Source organism: Cupriavidus sp. 05N40 (assembly GCF_056397305.1).
This window is the reverse complement of record NZ_JBFTND010000033.1, coordinates 1-22819: the sequence shown is the minus strand read 5'-3', so window position 1 is coordinate 22819 and position 22819 is coordinate 1. Positions and strand designations below refer to the sequence as shown.

Genomic DNA, 22819 nt, shown 5'->3' with positions numbered 1-22819 from the left:
GCACGCTAGCGCGTCTGCCGGCTATTGATGACGGCCTCCGCCACATTTGCCGGTGCTTCCGTGTAATGCTTGAATTCCATCGTGTAGGTGGCACGCCCCTGGGTCAGCGAGCGCAGCGAGGTCGAGTAGCCGAACATCGTGGCCAGTGGCACTTCGGCGCGCACCAGCTTGCCACCGCCGCCCGCGATGTCCTCCATGCCGTGCACGATGCCGCGGCGCGATGACAGGTCACCCATCACGTTGCCGGTGAATTCCTCGGGCGTCTCCACTTCCACCGCCATCATCGGCTCGAGCAGGATCGGCTTGGCACGGCGCATCCCCTCCTTGAACGCCATCGAGCCGGCCATGCGGAACGCGTTTTCGTTCGAGTCGACATCGTGGTAGGAGCCGAACACCAGCGTGGCCTTGACGTCCACCACCGGGTAGCCGGCCAGCACGCCGGTTTCCAGTGTCTCGCGGATGCCCTTGTCCACGGCAGGAATGAATTCGCGCGGCACCACGCCACCCTTGATCGCATCSACGAATTCATAGCCCTTGCCGGCCGGCTGCGGATCCAGGTCGATCACCACATGGCCATACTGGCCGCGCCCGCCGGACTGCTTGACGAACTTGCCCTCGACATCCTTCGCGCCCTGCTTGATGGTCTCGCGGTACGCCACCTGCGGCTTGCCGACGGAGGCCTCCACATTGAACTCGCGCCGCATGCGGTCGACCAGGATTTCCAGGTGCAGCTCGCCCATGCCGGAGATGATGGTCTGGCCCGATTCCTCGTCCGTATGCACGCGGAACGACGGATCTTCCTGCGCCAGGCGGTTCAGGGCCAGGCCCATCTTTTCCTGGTCGGCCTTGGTCTTGGGCTCGACGGCCTGCGAGATCACCGGCTCCGGGAAACTCATGCGCTCGAGGATGATCACGTTGGTCGGATCGCACAGCGTGTCCCCGGTGGTCGCCTCCTTGAGGCCGACCGCGGCGGCGATGTCGCCGGCGCGCACCTCCTTGATCTCGCTGCGCACATTGGCGTGCATCTGCAGGATGCGCCCGAGCCGCTCCTTCTTGTCCTTGACCGGGTTGTACACGGTGTCGCCGGAATTCACCACGCCGGAATAGACGCGGAAGAAGATCAGCTGCCCGACGAAGGGATCGGTCATGATCTTGAAGGCCAGCGCGGAGAACGGCTCGTCGTCGCTGGGATGGCGCTCCGCCTCCTTGTCGTCCACGGTATGGCCCAGGATGGCGGGCACATCCACCGGCGACGGCAGGTAGTCGATGACGGCATCGAGCAGCGTCTGCACGCCCTTGTTCTTGAACGCGCTGCCGCATAGCATCGGCACGATCTCGTTGGCGACGGTGCGCTTGCGCAGGGCCGCCTTGATCTCTTCCTCGCTCAGCGCCTCGCCGCCCAGGTACTTGTGAAGCAGTTCGTCACTGGCTTCGGCTGCGGCCTCCACCATTTTCTCGCGCCATTCGGTCGCCAGCGCCAGCAGCTCGGGGGGGACGTCGCGATACTCGAAGTGCAGGCCCTGGCTGGTGTCGTCCCATACCGTGGCCTTCATCTTGACCAGGTCGATCACGCCCTGGAAACCGTCCTCGGCGCCGATCGGAATCTGCACCGGCACCGGGTTGCCCTTGAGGCGCTCGCCGATCTGCGCGCGCACGCGGAAGAAATCCGCACCGACGCGGTCCATCTTGTTGACGAAGGCGATGCGCGGCACCTTGTATTTGTTGGCCTGGCGCCAGACGGTCTCCGACTGCGGCTGCACGCCGCCTACCGCGTCGTAGACCATGCACGCGCCGTCGAGCACGCGCATGGAGCGTTCCACCTCGATGGTGAAGTCCACGTGGCCCGGGGTGTCGATGATGTTGATGCGGTGCTCGGGATAGTTGCCGGCCATGCCCTTCCAGAAGGCGGTGGTCGCAGCCGAGGTGATGGTGATGCCACGCTCCTGCTCCTGCTCCATCCAGTCCATGGTGGCCGCGCCGTCATGCACCTCGCCGATCTTGTGATTGACCCCGGTGTAGAACAGGATGCGCTCGGTGGTGGTGGTCTTGCCGGCGTCGATGTGCGCGCTGATACCGATGTTCCGGTAGCGCTCGATGGGGGTTTTGCGGCTCACGGCGATCTCCTGGTAGGTATCGCTCAAAAGAGTATCACTTTCGCGGGCGGCGTACTGAACGGCCCGCGGGACGGGGCCTGGCGGGCAGCACGGACATGCCGCTTCGCGCCGTGATGCCGGCGCCGGGCAATTTTTCCATCACATTCGCGACGCGGGTCGCACGGCCCGCCGCAAGCCCGCGCAAAAGCAGCGCGCGGCGGTCGCAAAAAACAGAAAAGCCCACCGATAAGGGGYGGGCTTTTTAGTAGAATACGGTCTGGTTGCGGGAGCAGGACTCGAACCTGCGACCTTCGGGTTATGAGCCCGACGAGCTGCCAACTGCTCCACCCCGCGTCAGAGGGGCGTACTATACGCCACTGAAGCGGATATGTGAAGCGTTTTCGGCATCTTTCCTTGACAGTGTTTACGTAAACCTGTAAAAGCAAGTGGGCGCATTTTTTGCGCTCAAAAGAGGAATCTTCATGGAAACTGGTACCGTCAAGTTCTTCAACGCCCAGAAGGGTTTTGGCTTCATTACCCCCGACGCCGGTGGCAAGGACTTGTTCGTCCACATCTCTCAGGTTCGCGGGGGTGCTCCGCTGCAAGACAACCAGCGAGTGCAATACCAGTCGCAACAGGGCAAGAAAGGCCCTGAAGCGGCCAATGTTTCCCCCGTTTGAACCCRCCGCTTTGCGGCAATGCTAAAGGACAGAATTGACTAAGATCGTCTTGAAACCCGGTGAGCCCGTTGAAGTTGCAATGCGGCGTTTCCGTAGGGCCATCCTCCAGACCGGCCTGATCGTTGAACTCAAGAGCCGTACCGCTTACGAGAAGCCCACGACCGAGCGCAAGCGCAAGAAGAAGGCAGCGGAATCGCGCCTTCGCAAACGTCTGCGCATGCAAATGCTGCCGAAGAAGATGTACTGATTCTGGCATTGCAAGCGGCGAGCGTGCTTCAGCGCGATTTGCCGCAGGCCGCGTGGGCCGTATGAATCCGCCAATCGTCACCTGGCGGATTTTCGTATTGGCGCGGCGCGGCCGGTAGTCCGGCCCTTCGGGGCCAGGCTTCCGCCACCCGCCCGACTCTTCCTGCGCTTCACCCTGCCCGTCGTTCCAGCGGAACCGAATGCGGCTGGTGTGTTGTATGCGCTCGCCTGTCCGGCGTGCCGCACATTCTCCCCGCCCCGCGCATTCCCCCCTGCTTCCCCGCCTGTTTCCCCGCTTTGATTCGCCCCGGCAACCGCCACGCCAGGGTATTGTGCCGCCTGTCGCTCGCGCAAGGCAGACCGCCCCGGCGGCCCGCCTGCACCGCCGGCTGCCGCGTCAGCTGCGCGCGGCGATCAGCGCGCCGGCGCCGATCAGCGTGATGCCGCCTGCCCGCTGCACGTTGGCCTGCGCGCGCCGCGTGGTCAGGCGGGTCGCCAGCGCACGCGCCAGCATGGCGTAGATCGCGGCGTTGGCCGTGGCCATCACGACGAAGGTGGGAATCAGCACCACTGCCTGCGGCCAGAATGCCTGGCGGGCATCGAGGAACTGCGGCACGAAGGCCACGAAGAAAACGATGCTCTTGGGGTTGAGCGCCGTCACCAGCCAGGCTTTGCCAAAGCGCTGCGATGATCAGCACCACGATGCTTGTCAGCACGAATGCCAGCCAGTGTTCGAAAGACATTGCGGCTCCTCTGGGGATACTGGAATATCCGGCGCGCCGTTCAGGCGGCCGGCATCGGGAAGACAAGGCAGGTCGTGGTCGCGTAGGCGTACAGCTTGCCTTGCGTATCGATGATACGACCCTCGGCGATGCCGATCTGCGTGCTCAGGTTGATCACCTTGCCTTCCGCGCGGATCGGCCCCGTGCGGGTGGTCAGCGGCCGCACGTAGTTCACCTTGAGTTCCAGCGTAGTGTAGCCCTTGCCCGCCGGCAGCATGGTGTGCACGGCGCAGCCCACGCAGGAATCGAGCAGCGTTGCGGCATAGCCGCCGTGCACGGTGCCGATGGGATTGTAGTGCTGCGGCCCGGGCGTGCCCTGGAAGACAAAGCGCCCGGACCCGAATTCCACCGGCACGAAATCCATCAATTGCGCGATGGGTGCGCCGGGCACATTGCCCGCCATCATGTCCTCGAAGAACTGCAGGCCGGTCCGTTCGGCCAGCTGCGCCATCGTCGCCACGCCGGGCTCGCCCAGCCTTGCACGTGCCCGGCGTTCATCCTCCTGCCACTGGGCCAGTACGTCCTCTGCACTCATTGGTCGGTCTCCTTTTCGTCCTTGTGGCCTGAATATTCTGTCCGGCGCCCGGCTGCAGGGCACAGGCTGCCAGCCAGCAAGATAACTGCTTCCGGCATTCCTTGCTGCGGCGCGCCACAAAACATCCCTCCCACTGCCTGCATAATGGTGGATATTGCGCCAGCGGCGCGCATTCTTTCCCGGTCCTGCCTTGACTGCCATTCTCGAACTACGCAACGTAAGCAAGCAATACGGCGACACCATGGTGGTGAACGACCTGAGCCTGCGCGTGCAGCGCGGCCAGTGCTTCGGCCTGCTGGGGCCCAATGGCGCCGGCAAGACCACCACGCTGCGGCTGCTGCTCGGCCTGACCACGCCGGCTTCCGGCACGCTCACACTGTGCGGCGAGCCGATCCCGCAGCGCGCGCCGCAGGCGCGCATGCGGGTGGGCGTGGTGCCGCAGTTCGACAACCTGGATCCGGATTTCACGGTGGTCGAGAACCTGCGCATCTTTGGCCGCTACTTCGGCCTGGAGCGCGCCGAGATCGAGCGCCGCGTACCGGCACTGCTGGAGTTCGCCCGGCTCGAGAGCCGCGCCGGCGCGCAGGTGCGTGATCTTTCGGGCGGCATGCGCCGGCGCCTGACGGTCGCGCGCGCGCTGATCAACGACCCCGACCTGCTGGTCATGGACGAACCCACCACCGGCCTGGACCCGCAGGCACGCCACCTGATCTGGGAGCGCCTGAAATCGCTGCTGGCCAGCGGCAAGACCATCCTGCTGACCACGCACTTCATGGAAGAGGCAGAGCGCCTGTGCAACTACCTGTGCGTGATCGACGGTGGCAGCAAGATCGCGCAAGGCAAGCCGCACGAACTGATCGACAGCCAGATCGGCTGCGATGTGGTGGAGGTCTACGGCGACAACCTGGCGCCGCTGCGTGGCGAGTTGCAGCCACTGGCCATACGCACCGAGATGAGCGGCGAGACGCTGTTCTGCTATGTGAAGGAGCCGGCCCCGCTGCTGGCGGCGTTGCATGGCCGCGCCGGCGTGCGCTACCTGCACCGGCCGGCCAACCTGGAGGACGTCTTCCTCAAGCTGACCGGGCGCGAGATGCGCGACTGAAGCGCGCCTCGCCAAGGCGAGGCCGACCAAACGGATCGAACGATTGAACATGAGCGAACAAGACCCCCGCCCGAGCGGTACGCCAGCGGCCACCGCGCCGCCGCGCATGCCCGCGCCGCCGCAGCACTACCCGCAGCCGCTGCTGCCCTTGAACGCGCGCAACTGGACCATGGTCTGGTATCGCAACTTCATGGTGTGGAAGAAGCTGGCGATCCCCTCCATGATCGGCAACCTGGCCGATCCGATGATCTACCTGTTCGGCCTGGGCCTCGGGCTGGGCCTGCTGGTCGGCCAGGTCAACGGCGTGTCCTATATCGCCTTCCTCGCCGCCGGCACCACCGCATCCAGCGTGATGATGTCGGCCAGCTTCGAGTCGATGTATTCGGCCTTCTCGCGCATGCACGTGCAGCGCACCTGGGAGGCCATCATGCATGCGCCCCTGACCCTGGGCGATGTCGTGCTGGGCGAGATCATGTGGGCCGCCAGCAAGGCGGTGCTGTCGGGCCTGGCGATCATGCTGGTGGCTGGCGCGCTGGGTTATGCGCAGATGCCCGGCGCGCTGCTGGCGCTGCCGGTGATCGTGCTGGCCGGCATTGCCTTCGCCAGCCTGGCCATGATCGTCACGGCGCTGGCGCCGAGCTATGACTTCTTCATGTTCTACCAGACGCTGGTGATGACGCCGATGCTGCTGCTGTCCGGCGTATTCTTCCCGCTCGAGCAATTGCCCGCCGGAGCGCGGGCCGCCACGCAGCTGCTGCCGCTGGCGCACACGGTTGCGCTGATCCGCCCCATCATGCTGGGGCGCCCGATCGACAACCTGGCGCTGCATCTTGGGGTGCTGTGCGCCTATGCGGCGGTGGCCCTGGTAGTGGCGCTGATGCTGCTGCGCCGCAGGCTGTTGCGATGAGCCGCCAGATGCAAGGAAGCGGCCGTAGCACCAKCATCGTCGCCAGCCACGCCGCCCTGCTCGCGGCGCTCACGACATGTACGCTGCTGGGCGCCTGCAGCGTGGTCGGCGCCACCGTGGCCGTGGGCAGTGCCGTGGTGTCCACCGCGGCCACCGTGGGCTCCGCTGCCGTCAGCGTGACCACCACCGCCGTCGAAACCACGTATGGCGTCACCAAGGCCGGCGTGCAGGCAGTGGCCGGCAGCAGCGACTAGCGGCTGCTGCCGGCCACTGCCAGCGGCCTCAGCCCTGCAGTCCGCGCAGCAGGTCGGCCTTCAGGTCTTCCACCGACTCCAGGCCCACCGCCATGCGGATCAGCCCCTCGCCGATGCCGGCCGCGGCCTTGGCTTCCGGGCTGACACGCGCATGCGTGGTGGTGTACGGGTGCGTCACGGTGGTGCGTGTGTCGCCCAGGTTGCCGGTGATCGAGCACACGCGGGTGTTGTCGATCACGCGCCAGGCATTGGCACGCTGTTGCTCCGGCGTATCGCCCTTGAGCTCGAACGACACGATGGCGCCGCCCCCGCTCTGCTGGCGCCGGGCCACTTCGTACTGCGGGTGCGATTTCAGTGCGGGGTGGTAGACGCGCGCGACCGCGGGATGCGACTCCAGGAATTCCGCCAGCACCAGCGCGCTCGCGCTGTGGCGCTCCATGCGGATCGCCAGCGTCTCCATCCCCTTGAGCAACACCCACGCATTGAAGGCGGACAGCGTCGGACCGGCCGTGCGCACGAAGGGGAATACCTTGCCCATGATGAAGTCGTGCGAACCGACCACGGCGCCGCCGAGCACGCGGCCCTGGCCGTCGATATGCTTGGTGGCCGAGTGCACGACGATGTCGGCGCCGAACTTCATCGGCTGCTGCAGCGCCGGCGAACAGAAGCAGTTATCCACCACCAGCAGCGCACCGGCATTGTGGGCGATGTCCGCAACCGCGGCGATGTCGGCCACTTCGGTAAGCGGGTTGGACGGCGTCTCCAGGAAGAACAGCTTGGTGTTGGGCTTGACCGCCGCGCGCCAGGCGCCGAGGTCGGTGCCGTCGACGAAGGTGGTCTCCACGCCGAACTTGGCGAAGATATTGGAGAACAGCGTCATGGTCGAGCCGAAGATGGCCCGCGAGCTGACCAGGTGATCGCCCGCCTGCGTCGATGACATCACGATCGACATGATCGCGCTCATGCCCGATGCCGTGGCCATGCAGGCCTCGGCGCCTTCCAGCGCGGCCAGGCGCGTCTGGAACATCGCCACGGTGGGGTTGGTGAAGCGCGAATAGGTGAAGCCCGTCTCCGAATTGGCAAAGCGTTCCGCGGCTTCGGCGGCGCTGTTGAAGCAGAAGCTGGAGGTCAGGTACATCGCCTCCGAGTGCTCCATGAACTCGCTGCGCATGGTGCCGGCGCGCACGCCGAGCGTATCGATGCCGAGGGAGTCGAGGGGAAGCGGTTCGTTCATGATGGACAGGCGGTGATACCCGCGCGGTTATAGGTAAAAGCGGTGCAAACGTCGGATGCGCTGAACACGTTGCGCCGGCCACCGGGTCGTACGGGTGCGGCCGGCAACAAAAAGCCCGTGCGATCCATTGGCCTGGCTGGCCGAATCGACGGGCTGCTTGTGTCTGGGAGGATAGGCTCCGCGCTGCGGCGGGATGCAGGCTTGCCTTCGTGCCTTCGGTGCGCACGACCGGGAAGCCGGCCTTCCGCTTTAGCTGTTTCGGGCATTTCCCTGTGACGGGTCATTTCCTGTTCCGGCAATCACGCTCCGGCAGGACCCGCGTCCGCAAGCTGACAATCAAATCGACGCCCGGCCATGTTACGGCCGGGCCCGGTCTGCGTCAACTCCACGGCGCGCGCCGGCGCGGCTGCCCGGACTTACTCGTTGCTGCCCGAGCGCTGCAGGTGCAGCTGCGAGCGCTCTGCATCGCCGCCGGTGCCGTCGCGGTCGGCCTGGCTGCGCGCCGTTTCCAGGCGTTCGAGGTAGGCCTCGTCGATATCGCCGGTGACGTAGCGGCCATCGAAGCACGAGGCGTCGAAGTCGTTCAGCTTGGGGTTGATATCGCGCACGGCCTGCTTCATCGCATCGACATCCTGGTAGACCAGCTTGTCCGCGCCGATGATCTTTGCGATCTCTTCATGGCTGCGGCCGTGGGCGACCAGTTCGCTGCGGGTCGGCATGTCGATGCCGTAGACGTTGGGGAACTTCACCGGCGGCGCGGCCGAAGCGAAGATGACCTTGTTGGCGCCGGCGTCGCGCGCCATCTGCACGATCTCGAACGAGGTGGTGCCGCGCACGATGGAGTCGTCCACGATCAGCACGTTCTTGCCCTTGAACTCCACGCCCATGGCATTGAGCTTCTGGCGCACGGACTTCTTGCGCACCGCCTGGCCCGGCATGATGAAGGTACGGCCCACGTAGCGGTTCTTGAAGAACCCTTCGCGATAGCCGACGCCCAGCTTGTTGGCCACCTGCATGGCCGCGGGGCGGCTGGAATCGGGAATCGGCATCACCACGTCGATGTCGCCGGCGGAGATTTCGCTGCGGATCTTCTCGGCCAGGTAGTCGCCCATGCGCAGGCGCGCGTCGTACACGGGCACGCCATCGATGCACGAGTCCGGGCGCGCCAGGTAGACGTACTCGAAGATGCAGGGCGTGAGCACCGGATTGTCGGCGCACTGCTGCGTGTAGAGCTTGCCGTCGAGGTCGATGAAGATGGCCTCGCCGGGCGCAACGTCGCGCTCGAGCTTGTAGCCGATGCCTTCGAGCGCCACCGATTCGGAAGCAACCATCCACTCCTTGCCGGTCGGCGTTTCGACGCTGCCCAGGCACAGCGGACGGATGCCGAACGGGTCGCGCACGGCCAGCATGCCGTAGCCGGCGATCTGCGCGGCGATGGCGTACGAGCCGCGCACGCGGCGGTGCATGCCGGCCACGGCCCTGAAGATGGTGGCCGGGTCCAGCGCGAGGCCRCTGCTGGCGCGCTGCAGTTCGTCGGCCAGCACGTTGAGCAGCACTTCGGTGTCGGAGTGCGTGTTGATGTGGCGACGGTCGCGGCTGAACAGCTCCTCGTGCAACTGCTTCCAGTTGGTCAGGTTGCCGTTGTGGGCCAGGATCACGCCGTAGGGCGCATTGACGTAGAACGGCTGGGCTTCTTCCTCGCTCGAAGCCGAACCGGCGGTGGGGTAACGCACCTGGCCGATGCCGGCGGCACCGGGCAGGCCGCGCATATTGCGSGTGCGRAACACGTCGCGCACSAGGCCGTTGGCCTTGTGCATGTGGAAGGTGCTGCCATTCGCGGTAGCGATGCCGGCCGCATCCTGTCCACGATGTTGCAACAGCAGCAGGCTGTCGTAAATCAATTGGTTAACGGGCGTGGAGGAAACCACACCGACGATACCGCACATGCCAAGCTCCCAGGAAAAGCGTTTGAATCGGGGCGCGGCCCTGCCCTTGTAGGACGGGGCCCGCGTACTACCGGCCGGGGGATCTGCCCGGCCTCATGTCTTGACGTACTTGGCGACTTCCGGCGGCAACCACGGCCGCAGCGACTCCATCGCCTGCATCACGTAGGGCCGGGACAGCGCATCGCGCCAGAACGCCTCTTCAGGCAGTTTGGTGAGCCCGGCCAGGGTCACCACGAACATCACCACCAGCACGCCGCGCAGCAGGCCGAACACCAGCCCCAGGCCGCGGTCTGCGGGCTTGAGCCCGGTTTTTTCCAGCAACTGGCCCAGCACGGCGCCGGCCAGCCCCGCGGCGATCACCGTGCCGATGAACAGCACGCCGAACCCGAGCGCGCCACGCGCCAGCTCGCCGCCCGGCACCGACTCCGGAATCCAGCGCGCCGCCGTGCCGGCGAAGTGATAGGCCACCAGGAACGCCACCACCCAGCCGATCAGCGCAAGCACTTCGCGCACCAGGCCGCGCAGCACGCCGATCAGGCTGGAAGCAATCAGGATAAAGGCGACGCTGTAATCGAAGAAAGTCGGATGCATGCAAATACGGTGTCACGAGGCGGCTGCCGGACGGATCCGGGGCCGCCACCGCTTCATTGTTCGATCACCTTGGCGGTCAGGCCCGCGGCGCGTACCCGCTTTTCGGCCGCATCGGCCGCTTCGCGGTCGGAAAACGGGCCAGCCCGCAGCAGGACGCGCTCGCCATCGGCCAGCACCTTCTTCTCGATATAGGCCGGCACCTTGCTGGCCTTGAGCTTGGCCAGCCATCCCTTGGCCTTGTCTTCCGAGGAGAAGGCCCCGACCAGCACCAGGAACTTGCCGCTGCCGGTCTTGGCCTCGGCGCGCGCTGCGGGCTTGTCGGCAGGCTTGTCGGACTTATCGGACTTATCGGACTTGTCGGACTTGTCGCTGGCGACAGGCGCCGCGGCGGCGGGCTTGCCGTCGCCGGTATCGGCCACCAGTTCCTCGCCGGCGTCCAGCCCCTGGGTATCCGCCTTGGATTGCGGCGTCGGCGGCAGCGGATCCGCCTTGCGGGTATCGGCCTTGGCCTTGGCCCCGCCCTGGCCGCCGTCGACCCGCACGGAGATATTCTCGACGAGCGGGCGCGGCTGGGTCTCGAAGACGATCGGCAGCACGATGACCGCCGCGACCATCAGCACCACGGCCCCGATCAGGCGCCGGCGCGCCCGCTGCTTCTGCGGGAATTCCGGGTCGAGCGTGTCGTCCGCGTACTCCTCGGCCAGGCGTCGCGACGAGGCGATGCCCGCACCCGGGTCCGAACGCGAGCGGCGCCCGCGCTCCGGTGCCGGGGCATTGCCCTTGCGGGAAGAAAACAGCGAAAGCAGGCCCATAGATTGGTTCGGTGCTCCGGCCGGAAACCCGGCCGTTGAAAATGTCGCTCAGTCTGCGCGGCGGTTGGCTCCGGCGTCAGCCCCGGAAGCACGCCTGGCGGCCGCGCACCTCAATTTGCCTGCGTGGCGCGATACGCCATCACCCCCGCCACGGTGTAGAACGATCCGAAGACCAGAATTCTATCATTCTCGGTCGCCCTGCCGAGGGCATCCCGGTAAGCCGCCTCGGGGCTGGGAAAACAGGCCGCGGTGGCATCCGGGCCGGGCTGGAAACCGCCCTCTTCCAGCCTTGCGAGCAAATCCGCCGCGCTGGCCGCGCGAGGCGTGGGCAGGTCGCACAGGCACCAGTGATCCACCTTGTCGGCCAACTGACGCAGCACGCCCGCTATGTCCTTGTCTTCCATTGCGCCGAACACGGCATAGGTGTAACGGAAGAAGCCCATATTCTCGAGATTCTGGCCCAGCGTAGCCGCCGCATGCGGGTTGTGCGCCACATCGAGAATCACCGCGGGACGCCCCGGCATGACCTGGAAGCGGCCCGGCAGCTCCACGAAGGCCAGCCCGTTGCGCACCTCCTGCGCGCTCACCGGCAGGCGCGACCGCATGGCCTGCAGCGCCGCCAGTGCCGCCGAGGCGTTGAGCAACTGGTTGGCACCGCGCAGCGCCGGATAGCCCAGGCCGTTGAGCTTGCGCTCGCGCCCGCTCCACTCCCACTGCTGGCGCTCCTGGCCCTTGGAGGCCTGGCTGCGAAAATCGCGGCCCACCAGCCACAGGTCCGCGCCGATGGCCTGCGCATGGTCGATGACAGACTGCGGCGGCACCGGATCGCCCACGATGGCGGGCACACCGGGGCGGAAGATGCCGGCCTTCTCGTAGCCGATCTTCTCGCGCGTATCGCCCAGGTAGTGCGTGTGGTCGATATCCACGCTGGTCAGCACGGCGCAATCGGTGTCGATCACATTGACCGCGTCCAGCCGGCCGCCCAGTCCCACTTCCAGGACCATGGCGTCGAGCCCCGCCGCGGCGAAGGCTTGGATGATGGCCAGCGTGGTGAACTCGAAATAGGTCAGGCTGACCGGATCGGCAAAGCTGGTGCGCGCACGCTCGACCGCCTCGAAGTGCGGCAGCAACTGCGCATCGGTGGCGAACTCGCCATTGATGCGCGCGCGCTCATTGAACGAGATCAGGTGCGGCGAGGTATGGCAGCCCACCTTGTAGCCCGCCTCGAGCAGGATGCGCTCCAGCATGGCGCACGTGGAGCCCTTGCCGTTGGTGCCGCCCACCGTGAACACCACCGCATCGATGCGCAGCCCCAGGGCTTCCTTGACGCGGGTGATGCGCGCCAGGCCCATGTCGATGCCGACCGGATGGGCGGTTTCGAGATGGTTGAGCCATTCGGGGAGGGAAGTGAAGATCGGCATGATGGGCGTGGTCTTGTACGGGATGTTGCTGTGGAGCGTTGGGGGCCGAGCGCGGCCCGGGATGCTGGATCTGCCTATAGCTTAGACGCCGGCTGCGGCAATGAGGACGCCAGCGCGAGGAAGGGATATTGGGGCACCTGGGCTAAACTCAACGACCAGGCCGGCATGAGCGCCGCCCCTGCCGAAAGCCGCCCACAAACGAAAAAGCGCGAACGAGCGTCCGCGCTTTCCCTCTCACCGGATCCGGCTGGCGTCCTTACGCTACCGCATCCGCCGGCTGCTTCTGCAGCAGCGCCAGCAACTGCGCGATCTCGTCGCGCATCTTGCGGCGGTCGACGATCATGTCGATCGCGCCCTTCTRCAGCAGGAATTCGGCTCGCTGGAAGCCTTCCGGCAGTTTTTCGCGCACGGTCTGCTCGATCACGCGCGGGCCGGCAAAACCGATCAGCGCCTTGGGCTCGGCGATCACCACGTCGCCGAGGAAGGCGAAGCTGGCGGAGACGCCACCCATGGTGGGGTCGGTCAGCACGCTGATGAACGGCAGCTTGGCAGCCGACAACTGGTTCAGCATCGAGGTCGTCTTGGCCATCTGCAGCAGCGACAGCAGGCTTTCCTGCATGCGCGCGCCGCCGGTGGCGGTGATGCAGATGAACGGCACTTTCTGTTCCAGCGCGGCCTGGGCCCCGCGCACGAAGCGCTCGCCCACCACGGAGCCCATCGAGCCGCCCATGAACTCGAACTCGAAGCAGCTCACCACCACCGGGATCGTATGGATCGCGCCGCCGATGACGACCATGGCATCGGTCTCGCCGGTGTCATCCATGGCGGCCTTGATGCGGTCCGGATATTTCTTGGTGTCCTTGAACTTGAGCGCGTCGACCGGGACAATCTCCTGGCCGATCTCATAGCGGCCTTCGGCGTCCAGCAGCCCGTCCAGGCGCTCGCGCGCGCGGATGCGCATATGGTGGTCGCACTTCGGGCAGACGTGCAGATTGGCCTCGACGTCGGTGCGGTACAGAACCGACTCGCACGACGGGCACTTGACCCACAGCCCTTCCGGAATGCCCTTGCGGGTGGAGGGGTCGGTCTGTTGAATCTTGGGAGGGAGGAGTTTATCCAACCAGCTCATGAAAGGCTCCTTTCGGCACATGCGCGGAACATGTCAGGCCGCGAATTTACCACGCCTGCCGTTCGCAGTCCCCGTTCCGCCGGGTCAATGCGCACGTTGCGGCACTTAACCGCCAAATTCAATGTTGTCGCCGCCGCACCGCCCGCACAAGGCATGCGCGGCGGTGCCGCCCGAATCACCTTCAGGCGTCGAGCGCCTGGCGGATCTCCGCGATAAAGGCCCGCAGCGATTCCACTGCCTGGCCGCGCGGCGCATCTTCGAGCAACTGCACCAGGCGGCTGCCGATCACCACCGCGTCGGCCACGCTGCCGATCGCGCGGGCGGTCTGCGCGTCGCGGATGCCGAAGCCCACGCCCACCGGCAGGTTGGCGTGACGCTTGATCAGCGGAATGCGCGCGGCCACGCTGTCGAGATCCAGCGTAGCCGAGCCGGTCACGCCCTTGAGCGATACATAGTAAAGATAGCCGCTGGCGACCTTGGCCACCGCCTCGATGCGGTCATCGGTGGAGGTCGGSGCSAGCAGGAAGATCGGATCCATSTCRYTGGCGCGCATCAGSGCGGCRAAGGMCTCGCACTCCTCGGGCGGATAGTCCACCACCAGCACGCCATCCACGCCGGCCGCGCGCGCGGCGCGGGCGAAGGTTTCCTCCCCCATGCGCTCGATCGGGTTGGCGTAGCCCATCAGCACCACCGGCGTGGCGTTGTCGGTCTGGCGGAACTCGGCCACCCAGGCCAGCACCTGGGTCAGCGACACGCCCTGCGCCAGCGCGCGCTCGGAGGCGCGCTGGATCACCGGGCCGTCGGCCATCGGATCGGAGAACGGCACGCCGAGCTCGATCACGTCGGCGCCGCCCGCCACCAGCGCATGCATCAGCGCGACGGTCAGGCCGGGCTCGGGATCGCCGGCGGTGATGAACGGAATCAGGCCCTTCTTGTTCTGCGCGGCCAGCGCCGCGAAAGTCGATTGGATTCGGGACATGGTCATTTGGCAAAGTTGGGCAGCGGCGTGGACGAGGCAGCCTGCATGGGCTCGTCGTTCGCTGCGGCGATGATCAGGGCGGCGGGCTCGGCCTGCGGCGCGATGATGCACTTGGCGACGCGCTCGCGCGCCACGCTGGCGTACTCGGGATTCATCTCGAACCCGACGAAACGCCGTCCGTGCTGCGCGCAGGCCACCGCGGTGGTGCCGCTGCCGGTGAAGGGATCGAGCACCAGCCCGCCGGGCGGGCAGCTGGCCAGCACCATGCGCTGCACGATGTCGAGCGGCTTCTGGGTCGGGTGGGCGGCGCGCTCCGGGTCCTGGCGGTGAATGCGCGGCACGCTCCACAGGTCCTTCGGGTTGTAGCCCACCTCCAGCCACTTCTTGCCCTCGAAGCGCGGGCGGCTGCGTGCCTTCTTGGTCTCGGCGTCGTACGGCACGCGCACCGGGTCGAGGTCGAAGTAGTAGTCGCGCGCCCGCGCGAAAAAGCCGATGTTGTCGTGCACCGAGGAAAACTTGCGCGTGGTGCCGCCCATGCTCGGCACGCGCCGGTCCCAGATGATCTCGTTGATCATGGTCAGGCGCTGCTTGAGCATCACGAACAGCTCGGGCGAGTACTGCCAGGTGCAGAACAGGTAGAGCGAGCCGCGCGGCGCCAGCTTGGGCACCACGGCGTCGATCCACGCGGCCGACCACTCCAGGTAGGCCGGCCCCGAGAGGCGGTCGGAATCGTTGCCGTAGTCCTTGCCCAGGCCGTAGGGCGGATCGGCCACGATCAGGTCGATCGACTCGTCGGCAAGGCGCTTGATGCCCTCCAGCATGTCTTCCTGGTACAGCAGCAGCTGCGGCGCCGCGCTCGGCGCGGTTGCGGTGCCACCCTCGGTGGCGCCTGGCGTGAACAGATCGCGCATCAGAGCTTCAGCCCCGAACGCTCGGCCACGGTGTGCATGTCCTTGTCGCCGCGCCCGGACAGGTTCACCAGCAGCAGCTGGTCCTTGGGCAAGGTCGGCGCCAGCTTGCAGGCGTAGGCGATGGCGTGGCTCGATTCCAGCGCGGGAATGATGCCCTCGATGCGGCAACAGTCATGGAAGGCCTTGAGCGCTTCCTCGTCGGTGATGGGCACGTATTCGGCGCGGCCGATGTCCTTGAGCCAGGCATGCTCGGGGCCGACGCCCGGGTAGTCCAGGCCCGCCGAGATCGAATGGGTCTCGATGATCTGGCCGTTGGCGTCCTGCAGCAGGTAGGTACGATTGCCGTGCAGCACGCCCGGCGAGCCGCCGATCAGCGCGGCCGCGTGACGGCCGGTGTCGAGCCCGTCGCCGGCGGCTTCGACGCCGATCAGGCGCACGTCCTTGTGCTCGATGTACGGGTAGAAGATGCCCATGGCATTGGAGCCGCCGCCCACGCAGGCGATCACGGCATCAGGCTGGCGGCCGGTCAGCTCGGGCATCTGCACCTTGGATTCTTCGCCGATCACGCACTGGAAGTCGCGCACCATCATCGGGTAGGGATGCGGCCCGGCCACGGTACCGATGATGTAGAAGGTGTTCTCGACGTTGGTGACCCAGTCGCGCATGGCTTCGTTGAGCGCGTCCTTCAGGGTCTTGGAGCCGCTTTCCACCGGCACCACGGTAGCGCCCAGCAGCTTCATGCGGTAGACGTTGGCAGCCTGGCGCTTGACGTCTTCCGAACCCATGTAGACCACGCACTCCATGCCGAAGCGCGCGGCGATGGTGGCCGTGGCCACGCCGTGCTGTCCGGCGCCGGTCTCGGCGATCACGCGGGGCTTGCCCATGCGCTTGGCCAGCAGGGCCTGGCCGATCACGTTGTTGATCTTGTGGGCGCCGGTGTGGTTCAGGTCCTCGCGCTTGAAATAGATCTGCGCGCCGCCGAGCGTCTCGCTCCAGCGCTGCGCATGATAGATCGGCGAGGGGCGGCCGACGAAGTGCTTGAGCTCGCGACGGTATTCCGCATCGAACTCGGGGTCCTTCTGGTAGTGAGCGTAGGCTTCGCGCAGTTCGTCCAGTGCATGCACCAGCGTCTCGGAAACGAAGGAACCACCATAGGGGCCGAAATGGCCACGGGAATCGGGCAGGTCGTACATGTGTCAGCTCGTCTGATCAGGACCCCTGGCCGGTCTGGCAGGAATCCGATGAAATGGGGTCGTGCGCCTGGCAGGCGCGGGGCATGCGGAAAACCGGAAAGCGGCAGATGGGAAGCGCCCGCCTCACCCGGCATCCGCGCTGCGCACTGCGCGCACGAACGCGGCAATCCTGGCGTGATCTTTCACGCCCTTGGCAGCCTCCACGCCGCTGCTTACATCGACAGCGTAAGGCCGCACGCGCTCAATCGCGCCAGCGACGTTTTGCGCGTTCAACCCACCACTCAAAACGATCCGAGGAGCGGCGCTTGCGGGCGGGTTGTGGATAGGCGGAAGCCATGCGGGGGGTATCAGGGTCCAGTCGAAGACGTGGCCGCCACCGCCGTAGCCTTCGACGAAGGCATCGAGCAGCAAGGCAGCGGCATCGCGGTGCAGATTCGCGAATTCTACCAAATCGAGGGCCGGCTGGACGCGTGCCGCACGCAGAAATGGCAACTGGCAACGCCGCGCGATCAGTGCGCAGTCCTCCGGCGTCTCGTCGCCATGGAGCTGCAGTAGCGTAAGCGGCACCCGCTCAGCCACATGCGCGATCTCCTCGGCATCCGCGTTGACGAACAGGCCGACCACGGAGACGAACGGCCCGGCCGCCTCCGCCAGCGCGGCCGCCTGCGCCACCTCGACGTAGCGGGGGCTGCCCGGATAGAACACCAGGCCGATCGCGTCGGCGCCGGCATCGACGGCGGCGCGCACGTCCTCTTCGCGCGTGAGGCCGCAGATCTTGATGCGCGTGCGGCGCGGCGCGGCGGCGGCCGGTTCAGGCAACGGGTTCATCGGCAAACACTCCATGGAACAGGCTGCCGGTCGCGTCGGCGGCGGGCAGGCGGTAGGGCTCAGGATACTTCACGCCGGCCAGGTAGAGGCCATCCGGCATAAAGGTGGGCGCGGCCTTGGCACGGTCGCGCCCGGCCAGGATCTGCGCCAGCCATGACGGCGGGTAACGCCCGCGTCCGACCGCCACCAGGCATCCCATCAGGTTGCGCACCATATGGTGCAGGAAGGCACTGGCGCGAAAGCGCACGAAGAGCCAGTTGCCGTCGGCCTTGAGGCTGACGTCGTACATGGTCTTGACGGGCGACTTGGCCTGGCATTCGGCCGCGCGGAAGGCGGAGAAGTCGTGCTCGCCCAGCAGGCAGCCGGCGGCCTCGCGCATGGCATCCGCATTCAGCCCCTGCCCCGGCGGCAGCATCAGGTAGCCCGCCCTGCCGTGCACCAGCGGTACCCGGTGGGGCCCCACGTAGAGCGCGTAGTAGTACATGCGTTCGAAGGCCAGGAAGCGGGCGTGGAAGCCTTCGTCGACCGGCTGCGCCCACTGCAGCGAGATCGATGGCGGCAGGAAGGCATTGATGCCGCGTACCCACGAGAACGGTTCGCGCGAAAGCTCGGTATCGAGATGAATGACCTGGCCCAGCGCATGCACGCCGCTATCGGTGCGCCCGGCCACCGTGGTGAGCATGCGCGTGCCGGCAAAGCGCTCGATCGCATCCTCGAGCCGGTCCTGCACCGTATTGCGGTGCGGTTGCGACTGCCAGCCTGAGAAGCTGGCACCGTCGTAGTGGAGGCCTAGGGCGATGCGGGTCATGTAACGAAAAGCGGGTGGCGGACGAGGAACAGGAAACCGAACAGCGAGCGAACAGGGAGCGAACGGGAAGCGGCCGGCGCGTGCCGCGGCAACCCCAAAAACAAATGCGCCGGAAGCCACGCTCCCGGCGCATCCGCGGCGGGCCGGCGCATCCGCGCCCAGCCCGCCATCATACAGGCTCGCCTGTCAGGCCACCTCGCGCAGCAGGGAACGGGCCTCGGTCTGCAGCGGTTCCTGCGACTGGTCGACCACTTCCTGCAGCAGCTCCCGCGCGCCCTCCCTGTCGCCGATCTCGATGTAGGCGCGCGCCAGATCGAACTTGATCTGCATGTCGCGGCCGCCATCGGCGGGATCGGCCGACAAGGTGCTCGGCGAAATGCCGTGCACCGTGTCGAACGCGCTTTCGGCACTGACCCGCGCCAGGTCGATCGGCTCGGACAGCTTGCCATCGCGCAGCATGGTGGGTGCCGGCAACGACACGCCCGCATCCCGCAAAGGCTCGTCGAACGCGGCGGACAGGTGATCAGCGTTGGCGCTGGCCGGGCCCGACGCATTCAGGTCCAGTGAGATGCCGGACATATCGAAGTCCATCGGGCGGCTGCGCGTGGGGGCGTCGAGCGGCGGTACGTCGTTGCCGCCAAGGCTGTGCGCGCCGGCCGGCGCGGGCAGGTCGAGGTCGAGACCGTCGTCCAGGCGCGTGGCCAGCGCCGAGGGCGCCTCGGCATGGCCGAACGCCAGCGCGGCGGACTCCGGCGCCGTGATCGGCGTGCCGGCCGCCGGCGCGGGAAAGCCGTCCAGCGGCATGGCCAGGTCGGCCAGGTCAGACATGGCCGTCTCGCGCGGCGGTGCGGCCGGATCCTGCGAGGGATCGTGGGTACGCCACTGATCGCCCGGCAGGGTCGTGGTGTCGCTCGCGATATCGGGCGCCACGCTCAGGTACAAGGCATTGCCCGGGTCCAGGCGGCGTCCCATCTCGATCGCCTGTGCCCACTCCGCCCCCTGCCCGCCCGTCTGGGCGAACATTTCTTCTGCAATCACGCGAAAACCTTCCACATCCTGACGATTGTTGTAGATCTCCAAGAGCTTGAGGCGAATCGCCTGGCGCTCAGGATTTTGCTCCAGGGCTTCGCGCAGGATCTCTTCGGCCTGCACATCGCGCCCATAGGCGATATAGACATCCGCCTCGGCGATCGGATCGACCTCGTTGGCTTCCGCGGTGTTGTTGCCGATGCGGAAATCCGCGCCGAACACACTGTGCTGCGAGGTGTCGACGCTCTGCCCGCCGGCCGCGCCGAACAGCGAGTGGCCGCCGGCCATGACGGTGCTTTCCTGCGACAGGATGCTGTCCTGGAAGGCGGCGTTCTCGCTGGCCTTCTGCTGCTGCCGGCGGCGATAGATCGCATAGCCGCCCAGCAAGGCGATCAGCAAGCCGCCACCGGGCAGCAGCATCGGGTTGGCCAGCACGCCATCGAGGAAGGACGGCTGCGCCACCGGCTGAGGCTGCGTCACCACGGGCGGACGCGTGGCCGCCGGTGCGGAAGCGGCGGCAGGCTTGGCGGCGGCTGCCACCTCGGCGCCGGCGCCGCTGGCACCGGCCGCGGCGGCCGTGGCTTGCGGTGCCGGGGTCGCCGGTGCGGACGCGCTTGCCGCCGCTGCCGCGGCTGCCGCTGTCGCCGCGGCGGCGCTGGCTGCCGGAGCGGCTGCGGAGTCGGCCTTGGCGGCATCGGCCGGCACTACCGTCGGCGCGGCCGCCGGCGCCGGGGCTTCCTTGTCCGCGCTCTTGGCGGCCTGGGCCTGGCCCAGCTTGGCGATCTCGGCGTTCTTCAGCTCGACCAGCCGCTGCATGTCGGTGACGTTCTTCTCGAGCTGCGCGAGGCGTGTCTCGGCTTCCTTKAGCTGGCGTTCCTTGGCGATATCGGCTTCGGCCGCGGCGGTGGCGGCAGCCTGGCTGCCCCGCTCCGGCTTGCTGAGCTTGAGTTCGTCGCGCGGGCCGGCAGCCGGCGCGGCTTGCTCCTGCACGCGGGCGGTGACATTGCCCGATTGCGAGCGGCCGCTCCCGGCCTCCACCGAGCGCGCGGCCGCGGCCGTGGCCAGCCGGCTGCGGTAGGCATCGAAGCCCTGCGTGCGCGCCACCACCTCGCGGCGGGCCGTGCGCGGCGCGACCGACTGCGCCTCCTGCTGGCTCGGCACCTTGAGCACCGCCCCCGCCTTGAGGCGATTCATATTGCCGCCGACGAAGGCATTGGGGTTGTTGCGATAGAGCGCGACCAGCATCTGGTCGAGCGAGACGCCGTCCTGGCCCTGCATGGCATCGCCGGCAATCGAGGAGAGATTGTCGCCACGCTGCACCGTGTAGGAACCCGAGGCCGCCGTGGCCACCGCCGGCGCTTCGCGGCGCGGCCGCGGCGCGGGTGCCCTGGCTTGCGGGCGGGCGGGCGGAGCCGTCTCGGCCGGCGCCGCCGTCAAGGGAACAGGCGCGGCGGCCGGGGCCGGCACGCTGGCACCGCCCGACTCGTCAGGCGTGCCTGCCTGCACCACCGTGGTGGGCGAGAATGTCTGGTTGGTCGGCTTGGCGCCGGCCGGGTCGAGCAGGAATGTGTAGGCGCGCGAGACCTTGCCGCTCGCCCAGGTCATGTCGACGAGGATATCGACAAAGGGCTCGCTGATCGGCTGGTTGGAACGCACCCGCGCCACGTAGCTGCCGTTGGGACGGCGCTCGACCTGCAAGCGCAGGCTGCTGACGGCTGGCAGGTAGGTCAGGCCGGCCCTGGCATAAGCGTCCGGCGCGGCAAGCTTGACGGAAAGACCGTCCGCTTCCTCGGCGCTGACACCACTGATATCGATTTCCGCCTGTAGCGGCTGACCCAGATTCGACTGTACCCGTAATTGCCCGAATCCCGCGGCATAGGCAGCCGGCTGCGCGAGCAGCAGACCCAGTGCCGTGAAGGCCAGCGTTGACCAGCGCTGACGGGCGATAGGCGCATCTTTCCGGCGATGTTGGCTCACACTCACCTTGTGCTCCGTTGTGTTTTAGTAGTGAAATTAACTTAACATCAATGGTTTAGCGCAGCAAGTTAGCGTCCCGACTGAGCCCCGCGCCAACTCGTACGGGCGTGCGGCAAACCGCCTCCACAGCCCGACATATGCCGGCTGTATTGTGGCCCAACGCACGGAAAAATAGGCAGCCGATCGCGACAACGCCGCGCACAGGCGCGGCGTTATCCTCAAAGCGGGGGTTTCTGTTGCCTGCCAGCAACGAAACCCCGGAGTGCCGGGTCCGCCGCAAGGCGCCATGTTTCGAGACATGGCTTCTCCGGCGGCCCGGGCGGCAAACCCCGTCAGGCTTCGATCAGGATGCGCAGCATGCGGCGCAGCGGCTCGGCGGCGCCCCACAGCAGCTGGTCGCCGACGGTGAAGGCCGACAGGTACTCGCCACCCATCTGCATCTTGCGCAGGCGGCCGACCGGGATGGTCAGCGTGCCGGTGACGGCAGCCGGCGTGAGGTCGGTCACGCTGGCCTCGCGCGTGTTCGGCACGACCTTGGCCCACTGGTTGTTGTCGGCCAGCATGCCTTCGATCTCATCGAGCGGCACGTCGCGGCGCAGCTTGATGGTCAGCGCCTGCGAGTGGCAGCGCATGGCGCCGATACGCACGCACAGGCCATCGACGGCGATCGGCGAGGCGCCGGTCGCACCGACGAAACCTTCGCCGCGACCCAGGATCTTGTTGGTCTCGGCGCCGCCCTTCCACTCTTCCTTCGACACGCCGTTGCCCAGGTCCTTGTCGATCCAGGGGATCAGGTTGCCGGCCAGGGGGACGCCGAACTGCTTGGTTTCGTCTGCCGACAGGCCATGCTGGGTCGCCAGGATGGTGCGGTCGATCTCCAGGATCGCCGAGGCCGGATTGTCCAGCAGCGGCTTGACCGAGGCGTTGAGCGTGCCGAACTGGGTCAGCAGTTCGCGCATGTGCTGCGCGCCGCCGCCCGAGGCCGCCTGGTAGGTCATGGAGGTCATCCACTCGATCAGGTCGTGCTGGAACAGGCCGCCCAGGCCCATCATCATGCAGCTGACCGTGCAGTTRCCGCCGACGAAGTTCTTCACGCCCTTGGACAGCGCATCCTTGATCACGCCGAGGTTGACCGGGTCGAGCACGATGATGGCATCGTCCTTCATGCGCAGCGAAGACGCCGCGTCGATCCAGTAGCCCTTCCAGCCAGCCGCCCGCAACTGCGGGAAGACTTCGTTGGTGTAGTCGCCGCCCTGGGCGGTGAGGACGACATCGCACTTGCGCAGTGCATCGATATCGTTGGCGTCTTTCAGCGTGGTTTCGTTCTTGGCCATGGCCGGGGCTTGGCCGCCGGCGTTGGAC

General features: G+C 66.9%; 20 protein-coding genes, 1 tRNA gene and 1 pseudogene. 5 read left to right on the top strand and 17 right to left on the bottom strand.

Annotated elements, in window-relative coordinates; genetic code table 11:
• Positions 1–5: 5 nt before the first annotated feature.
• Together fusA and AC1DO7_RS10035 are read right to left on the bottom strand one after the other, a co-directional pair.
• Positions 6–2114: an elongation factor G gene (gene fusA / locus AC1DO7_RS10040; protein ID WP_441619348.1), complete on the bottom strand. Its 2109-nt coding sequence runs from the start codon at positions 2112–2114 to the stop codon at positions 6–8.
• Between the two features lie 257 nt (positions 2115–2371).
• Positions 2372–2447, bottom strand: a tRNA-Met gene (locus AC1DO7_RS10035).
• Between the two features lie 128 nt (positions 2448–2575).
• Here AC1DO7_RS10035 and AC1DO7_RS10030 point away from each other — a divergent pair.
• Both AC1DO7_RS10030 and rpsU read left to right on the top strand, forming a co-directional pair.
• Entirely contained in the window at positions 2576–2773 is a 198-nt protein-coding gene (locus AC1DO7_RS10030) for a cold-shock protein (RefSeq protein WP_006158572.1), read from the top strand.
• 34 nt (positions 2774–2807) lie between these two features.
• A complete protein-coding gene (gene rpsU, locus AC1DO7_RS10025; protein WP_006158571.1) occupies positions 2808–3020 on the top strand; it encodes a 30S ribosomal protein S21 in 213 nt (70 codons plus the stop codon).
• Between the two features lie 396 nt (positions 3021–3416).
• On the opposite strand, the pseudogene AC1DO7_RS10020 reads toward rpsU, so the two are convergent.
• Positions 3417–3692, bottom strand: a pseudogene (locus AC1DO7_RS10020) (LysE family translocator); the annotation flags it as partial.
• A 110-nt stretch (positions 3693–3802) separates the two neighbouring features.
• Positions 3803–4336 (bottom strand): PaaI family thioesterase, encoded by a 534-nt coding sequence (locus AC1DO7_RS10015; RefSeq protein WP_441619343.1) that lies wholly within the window; start codon positions 4334–4336, stop codon positions 3803–3805.
• A 190-nt stretch (positions 4337–4526) separates the two neighbouring features.
• Between AC1DO7_RS10015 and nodI the strand changes: the two genes are divergently transcribed.
• Genes nodI through AC1DO7_RS10000 form a run of 3 tightly spaced genes read left to right on the top strand, consistent with a single transcriptional unit; the run spans position 4527 to position 6599 of the window.
• Complete coding sequence (gene nodI / locus AC1DO7_RS10010) at positions 4527–5438, top strand: nodulation factor ABC transporter ATP-binding protein NodI (protein ID WP_441619341.1); 912 nt, start codon at positions 4527–4529, stop codon at positions 5436–5438.
• 49 nt (positions 5439–5487) lie between these two features.
• On the top strand, positions 5488–6345 hold the full coding sequence (locus AC1DO7_RS10005; protein WP_441619339.1) for an ABC transporter permease: 858 nt from the start codon (positions 5488–5490) through the stop codon (positions 6343–6345).
• Between the two features lie 8 nt (positions 6346–6353).
• Positions 6354–6599, top strand: a complete 246-nt coding sequence (locus tag AC1DO7_RS10000) for a hypothetical protein (RefSeq protein WP_477116057.1) — start codon at positions 6354–6356, stop codon at positions 6597–6599.
• Between the two features lie 28 nt (positions 6600–6627).
• Here the strand turns inward: AC1DO7_RS10000 and AC1DO7_RS09995 are convergent, their stop codons facing one another.
• The 13 genes from AC1DO7_RS09995 to asd all read right to left on the bottom strand — a co-directional run.
• The gene (locus AC1DO7_RS09995) at positions 6628–7833 is read right to left on the bottom strand and encodes an O-succinylhomoserine sulfhydrylase (RefSeq protein WP_441619335.1); all 1206 of its coding nucleotides are present in this window, start codon (positions 7831–7833) and stop codon (positions 6628–6630) included.
• A gap of 416 nt (positions 7834–8249) precedes the next feature.
• Positions 8250–9779: an amidophosphoribosyltransferase gene (purF, locus tag AC1DO7_RS09990; RefSeq protein ID WP_441619334.1), complete on the bottom strand. Its 1530-nt coding sequence runs from the start codon at positions 9777–9779 to the stop codon at positions 8250–8252.
• A gap of 93 nt (positions 9780–9872) precedes the next feature.
• Positions 9873–10370: a CvpA family protein gene (locus AC1DO7_RS09985; RefSeq protein ID WP_441619332.1), complete on the bottom strand. Its 498-nt coding sequence runs from the start codon at positions 10368–10370 to the stop codon at positions 9873–9875.
• A gap of 53 nt (positions 10371–10423) precedes the next feature.
• Positions 10424–11182, bottom strand: a complete 759-nt coding sequence (locus tag AC1DO7_RS09980; RefSeq protein ID WP_441619330.1) for an SPOR domain-containing protein — start codon at positions 11180–11182, stop codon at positions 10424–10426.
• A 110-nt stretch (positions 11183–11292) separates the two neighbouring features.
• Positions 11293–12603, bottom strand: coding sequence for a bifunctional tetrahydrofolate synthase/dihydrofolate synthase (gene folC / locus AC1DO7_RS09975; RefSeq protein WP_441619328.1), 1311 nt, complete (start codon positions 12601–12603; stop codon positions 11293–11295).
• 256 nt (positions 12604–12859) lie between these two features.
• Positions 12860–13732, bottom strand: a complete 873-nt coding sequence (gene accD, locus AC1DO7_RS09970; protein WP_477116056.1) for an acetyl-CoA carboxylase, carboxyltransferase subunit beta — start codon at positions 13730–13732, stop codon at positions 12860–12862.
• A 181-nt stretch (positions 13733–13913) separates the two neighbouring features.
• Entirely contained in the window at positions 13914–14711 is a 798-nt protein-coding gene (gene trpA, locus AC1DO7_RS09965) for a tryptophan synthase subunit alpha (protein ID WP_477116055.1), read from the bottom strand.
• Positions 14712–14713: 2 nt separating this feature from the next.
• A complete protein-coding gene (locus AC1DO7_RS09960; protein WP_441619322.1) occupies positions 14714–15622 on the bottom strand; it encodes a DNA-methyltransferase in 909 nt (302 codons plus the stop codon).
• Positions 15622–16815: a tryptophan synthase subunit beta gene (gene trpB / locus AC1DO7_RS09955; protein ID WP_441619320.1), complete on the bottom strand. Its 1194-nt coding sequence runs from the start codon at positions 16813–16815 to the stop codon at positions 15622–15624. Before trpB ends, AC1DO7_RS09960 begins: the two co-directional genes overlap by 1 nt.
• Before the next feature lie 123 nt (positions 16816–16938).
• Positions 16939–17643 carry a phosphoribosylanthranilate isomerase gene (locus tag AC1DO7_RS09950; protein WP_441619318.1) on the bottom strand — a complete coding sequence of 235 codons (705 nt, stop codon included), beginning with the start codon at positions 17641–17643 and terminating at the stop codon, positions 16939–16941.
• Complete coding sequence (truA, locus tag AC1DO7_RS09945) at positions 17627–18451, bottom strand: tRNA pseudouridine(38-40) synthase TruA (RefSeq protein WP_441619316.1); 825 nt, start codon at positions 18449–18451, stop codon at positions 17627–17629. Before truA ends, AC1DO7_RS09950 begins: the two co-directional genes overlap by 17 nt.
• Positions 18452–18637: 186 nt before the next feature.
• Positions 18638–21463: a motility hub landmark protein FimV gene (locus AC1DO7_RS09940; RefSeq protein WP_441619314.1), complete on the bottom strand. Its 2826-nt coding sequence runs from the start codon at positions 21461–21463 to the stop codon at positions 18638–18640.
• A gap of 326 nt (positions 21464–21789) precedes the next feature.
• The coding region (asd, locus tag AC1DO7_RS09935; RefSeq protein WP_477116054.1) for an aspartate-semialdehyde dehydrogenase at positions 21790–22819 on the bottom strand (1030 nt) is incomplete at its 5' end.